The 5,197-nt window shown below is 44.4% G+C and carries 5 protein-coding genes and 1 pseudogene; 2 read left to right on the top strand and 4 right to left on the bottom strand.

Features of this window, described 5'->3' with window-relative positions; genetic code table 11:
- From AABK37_RS40345 to AABK37_RS40335, 3 genes are all read right to left on the bottom strand, one after another.
- Nucleotides 1-355, bottom strand: a 355-nt coding sequence (locus AABK37_RS40345; RefSeq protein ID WP_432557000.1) for a Uma2 family endonuclease, incomplete at its 3' end; no start/stop codon positions are given.
- A gap of 43 nt (nt 356-398) precedes the next feature.
- Complete coding sequence (locus tag AABK37_RS40340) at nt 399-971, bottom strand: Uma2 family endonuclease (RefSeq protein ID WP_432556999.1); 573 nt, start codon at nt 969-971, stop codon at nt 399-401.
- Between the two features lie 143 nt (nt 972-1,114).
- A complete protein-coding gene (locus tag AABK37_RS40335; RefSeq protein WP_432556998.1) occupies nt 1,115-2,827 on the bottom strand; it encodes a diflavin flavoprotein in 1,713 nt (570 codons plus the stop codon).
- 6 nt (nt 2,828-2,833) lie between these two features.
- Here AABK37_RS40335 and AABK37_RS40330 point away from each other — a divergent pair, with 6 nt between their 5' ends.
- On the top strand, nt 2,834-3,016 hold the full coding sequence (locus AABK37_RS40330; protein WP_432556997.1) for a hypothetical protein: 183 nt from the start codon (nt 2,834-2,836) through the stop codon (nt 3,014-3,016).
- On the opposite strand, the gene AABK37_RS40325 is transcribed toward AABK37_RS40330, so the two are convergent.
- Nucleotides 3,013-4,734: a diflavin flavoprotein gene (locus tag AABK37_RS40325; protein WP_432556996.1), complete on the bottom strand. Its 1,722-nt coding sequence runs from the start codon at nt 4,732-4,734 to the stop codon at nt 3,013-3,015. The two genes, AABK37_RS40330 and AABK37_RS40325, sit on opposite strands and share 4 nt — an antisense overlap.
- Before the next feature lie 145 nt (nt 4,735-4,879).
- On the opposite strand from AABK37_RS40325, the pseudogene AABK37_RS40320 reads away from it, so the two are divergent.
- Nucleotides 4,880-5,197, top strand: a pseudogene (locus AABK37_RS40320) (hypothetical protein); the annotation flags it as partial.

Below are 5,197 nucleotides of genomic sequence, written 5' to 3'. Positions count from 1 at the left end.
TGATAAAATCTGGTGTAATCGGGGGGAATTTTTTGCGTTCATCTGAAGTTAGTGCCTCCCATCGTTCTAATTTTATCCAAGCTGCATCAGGCGATCGCTTTGCCCCATTCGGAAGCCTGAAGATAGTCGAGGAACTGAAAACCTTTCCCAATCTGGTTTGACGGTTCCAAATTTCCAAGTCTGTAATCAGTCCTGCCTCTTTATTTCCGCTTTCTCCTCCGACTGGTGGCACAATAATTAATTCTCCTTTTGCATTCAATTCCAGGTTCAACTCTCGGTTTGCGATGCAAAGTTGATAAAATTGCTCATCATTTAGCTGAACAATTGGTTCTAGATTTAGCACATATGTATTCATTAAATTACCTTTGCGTATATATGTGTGAATTGTTCAAAGGCACTCAGGGCAATTCTAGTTGTAGTTCAAAACCTGGTAAAACCTCTTCACCTGAAAGCAGTGCTGGAAGTTGAACTATTTCTACAGGTTGATTTTGTCGATAAATCTCCACTTGTTCCGATTGAAAATTAATCAACCAACCTAAACGCAAGCCATTTTCTACGTATTCTTGCATTTTATCTTGCAGACGTTGGAGGCGGTCAGTTTCCGAACGCAGTTCTATGATAAAATCTGGTGTAATCGGGGGGAATTTTTTGCGTTCATCTGAAGTTAGTGCCTCCCATCGTTCTAATTTTATCCAAGCTGCATCAGGCGATCGCTTTGCTTGATTCGGAAGCCGAAAAATTGTAGAGGAACTGAAAACCTTTCCCAATCTGGTTTGACGGTTCCAATTATTCAAGTCTGTAATGAAGTCCGCTTCTTTATTTCCGCTTTCTCCTCCGACTGGTGGCACAATAATTAATTCTCCTTTTGCATTCAATTCCAGGTTCAACTCTCGGTTTGCGATGCAAAGTTGATAAAATTGCTCATCATTTAGCTGAACAATTGGTTCTAGATTTAAGACAACTGTGTTCATTGAACTACCTCTTCGATTTATATATAGTAATGGAAACAAGATCCCCGACTTCAAAGGAGAAGTCGGGGATCTGATTTTTGAAAATGAAACTACAGATAAACGCAGATAATAGCCATCTGCGTGCATCTATCCGATATAGTTGATTAATAATGACTTCCCGATTTCCGATGATGCACGGCGGTTACACCATCTTGATTTAGGACTTTGCCGTTTTCCACAGTTGCATAAACCAACCAGTGATCGCCGGCTTCCATACGAGTTTGCACTGAACACTCTAAATAAGCTAAAGCATCAGTAAGAAGGGGTGAGCCATTTTCTGCTTCTGACGCAGCGACATCAGCAAAGCGGTCTTGTCCTGGTTCAAAGGGTTTGAGGAAATGCTTCATTAAACCCAGGTGATTGCCTTCTTTGAGGATATTAAGGTTAAATTTGTTTCCGGAATGCGTCAGTGGTTCTACGGCGCGGTCTTTGGCAACGGCAATTGTTAAACCTGGGGGATTAAAGCTTGCTTGAGATACCCAAGATGCTAACATTCCACTAGATACATCACCTTGCTTTGCTGTGAGAACGCACAGAGAACCGACAATTCGACCAACGGCTTGTTCAACGTTGGTCGCGGGTTGTCGCGGGGAGCGAACTTTTGTTGCTCTTTTTAGCGCTTGGGCAAAGTCGGTTCCAGCTTCTTCGCAGGTTTGCAAGGTAAGATCGTTGGGTTTGAATTTGACGCGGATGGTGTCAAAACCAAAGCGATAACCAGCGTCTTTTAATTTACCTTCGATTAAATCAACTGCTTCGCCACTCCAACCAAAGGAACCAAAGACACCGGCGAGTTTGTTGTTAGTAGCGGTGGAAAGAACTATACCTAAAGCTGTTTGTACGGGTGTTGGTGCATGTCCGCCGAGGGTAGGGGAACCGATGACAAAGCCTGATGCTTTTTCTACAGCGGTACGAATTTCTTCGGGGTCGGCAAATTCGCAGTTAATTGATTCTACATTGACACCGGCTTTGGTGATGCCGCGAGCGATCGCAGAAGCCAAAGTCGCTGTATTTCCATACGCGGAAGCATAAATCAACGCGACTGTTGTATCCGCAGATGTTTGCTGCTGACTCCATTGGCGATAAGCATGTGTTAATTCAATTAAACCGTAACGCACCAAAGGTCCGTGTCCGGTAGCATACAATCTCACGGGCAAGTCGGAAAGTTTATCCAGCGCTGTTTCAACTTGACGCGCATGGGGAGCCATGAGACAATCGAAATAATAGCGCCTGTCTTCGTTAAACGATTCCCAGCCTTCATCAAAAACTTGATCGCCGCAGATATGCGCCCCAAACAGCTTATCTGAGTAAAGAATTTCCGTTTGCGGATCGTAGGTGCAAAGTTCGTCAGAGTAGCGCGGATTTGGTGTAGGAATAAATTCTAAATGATGACCTTTGCCTAAATCGAGAGTTTCTTCACCGCGTTTGACGAGAATTGGCAAATCTTGATTTTCCAGCGCCGCACGCAGATTTATCGCTCCTGGATTTGAACAAACAAAAGTTATCTGCGGTGCAAGTTCTAATAAAGCTTTGATAGTTGCAGCGCGGTTGGGATTAACGTGACCGAGAATCACATAATCAATATCTTTGATATTAAACCGCTGTTGCAACGCTTGCAGATAAATTTCTGTAAACGTTTCTCCCGGAGGATCGATTAAAGCAGTTTTATCGCCTTTAATCAAATAAGAATTCGCAGTTGTACCTTTAGCAAGCGCGTATTCAATTTCAAATCTAAGCCTTGTCCAACTGCGCGATCGCATTACTGTTGTATCTGTACCAATCGGGAGAACTTGAACGTCACGGGGTTTATTTGTTTGCATAGCTTTGTGGGGAGTGGGGAGTGGGGAGACAAGGAGACAAGGAGACAAGGAGACAAGGAGACAAGGAGACAAGGAGACAAGGAGACAAGGAGACAAGGAGACAAGGAGAATAATTCTTCTTTCCCCCCCCTCTCCCCCTCCCTGTCCCCCCCTCTCCCTGTCCCCCCCTCTCCCCCACTCCCTTCTTAATAGTGGTTTCCAACTTTTCTATGATGTACTGCTGTCAAGGAGTCTGGCTTGCTGACGCGACCGGCATCAACGGTGCAGTAAACTATCCAATGGTCGTTGACTTCCATCCGACTATTGACTTCGCACTCAATGTATGCTAGCGCATCAGTTAAAATTGGGGAACCGTTACCAGCGGGCTGGGTTTTAACTCCTTCAAAACGATCCGCACCTGGGGCAAACCGCTTCAAAAAGTGCTTCATCAGCGGTTGATAATTGCCTTCTTCTAAGACATTTAAAACAAAGCGATCGCCTACTTGCATGAGTGATTCTATCGCTCTATCTTTCGCTACGGCAATGCTTAATCCTAGTGGTTTGAAGCTGGCTTGACTTACCCAAGAGGCAAGCATGGCGCTTTTGACATCGCCTTTTTTTGCCGTAATGATGTATAATCCACCGCTGATTCTGCCTAGTGCTTTGTCTAAATCAGCAGCGAGGGATTTCATCGCTTTCATGCTGCGATCGCGTGTCACCCATTGTCCTAAGTCTGTTCCCGCTTCTTCACAAAGCTTGTAGGTATTTTCGTTGGGTGTTTCTTTAATCCGAATTCCTGGAAAGGCTACTGTTAAACTTAAATTGCGGAATTTGTTTAGTAGAGGATCGATCGGTTCGTCATTGCCACCCCCTGATTCAAATATTCCTACAGCTTGTTTTTCTTTGGCAGATCCTAAAATAGTGCCGAGGGCTGGTTGGATATTAGCAGCATCAGCAGGAGGCATTCCTACCACAAGTCCGGTACAACGGCTGACTAGTTCCTGCAATTCTTGTAAGTCTGTTGCCGATCGCAAGTCTACCATTTCTACAGCAACGCCAGTTTTGGTGATACCTGTGGCAATTGCTTGGGCAAGGCGATCGCTATATCCGTAATCGGAAACGTAAAATAACCCAACGGTAGTTTCTGCTTTTGTCTGAGTTTTGCTCCAATTGCGATAACGCTGAGTTAATTCTTCAACGTTGTGGTATAATAGCGGTCCGTGACCGGTGGCGATCGTCTTGATATTTGGCAGTTCATCCATGCGCTTGAGGGCAGAAAGTACTGACCGCGCATTCGGTCCCATCAAACAGTCGTAGTAATATTGATAATCTGCTTCAATCGCTGCCAAATCTTCATCAAAGGTGCTATCTGTGCAATAATGCAAGCCGAAAGCATCGCAAGTAAAGAGAATTTGGGTTTTATGGTCGAAGCTGAACATGGTATCGGGCCAGTGTAAGTTTGGTGCAATCACGAATTCAAGTTCGTGTCCGTTGCCCAAATCTAGGCGATCGCCATTTTTCACAATCCGTCGCTTAAACGGACCGTGTACCATATCCTCTAGAAACTGAATTGCTACCTTAGAACCGACAACGGTGATTTCTGGAGCGATTTGTAACAAATCTTTAACTAAGCCGCTGTGGTCTGGCTCGGTATGACTGATAATTAGATAATTAATTTCAGTTGGGTTAATCAGTCCGGTGAGGGTATCGAAGAACAGCTGACGAAACTTTTCATGAGACGTATCAACTAAAGCCGTTTGTTCACCGCGTATGAGAAACGAGTTGTAGGTAGTACCGTTTTGCAAACCAAACTCGATATCAAAGCGATCGCGATCCCAATCCAAAGACCGAATTGCCGTAGTTTGGTCAGCAATATCGGCAGTCTGCATAGTCAGTTTTTTTTCAGTTCTTTCGGTGAGTGCTACCATAACTCCCCTCCTTACGCAAATAAGTATTTCCCTCTAGTTTTATTGTGACACGAGTTAATTGTTAATTTTTTTTAAAAAATCTATGGTTGACTTAAGAAAAATAAAAGTGTGAAACAACAGAGAGTGGGGGAGTGGGAGAAGCGTGGTGTGGGGGACAATTTCTTTCTATTACCTATTACCTATTCCCAATGCCCAATTCGCAATGCCCAATGCCCAATTACCAATGTCAGAAAATCTTTGGCTAGCTTTAGAAATTGGCAATTCTCGCTTACATTGGGCATTATTTGCAGGTGAGAAACTTTGCCAAGTTTGGGATAGTGTCTATCTTCGTGCAGAAACCGTAGAACAATTAGCCCAAAAAGCAACTTTAGGTAATTTAGTGTCTATAATTTCTTCCGAGGGGAGGGGGGGGGGAAGAGGGAGGGGGGGGGGTGGGGGGGGGAGGTTGTGTGGTTGTAGTAGT

This window comes from Tolypothrix sp. VBCCA 56010 (genome assembly GCF_050875635.1).
Lineage (GTDB): Bacteria > Cyanobacteriota > Cyanobacteriia > Cyanobacteriales > Nostocaceae > Hassallia.
This window is presented reverse-complemented; position numbering and strand designations above follow the sequence as displayed.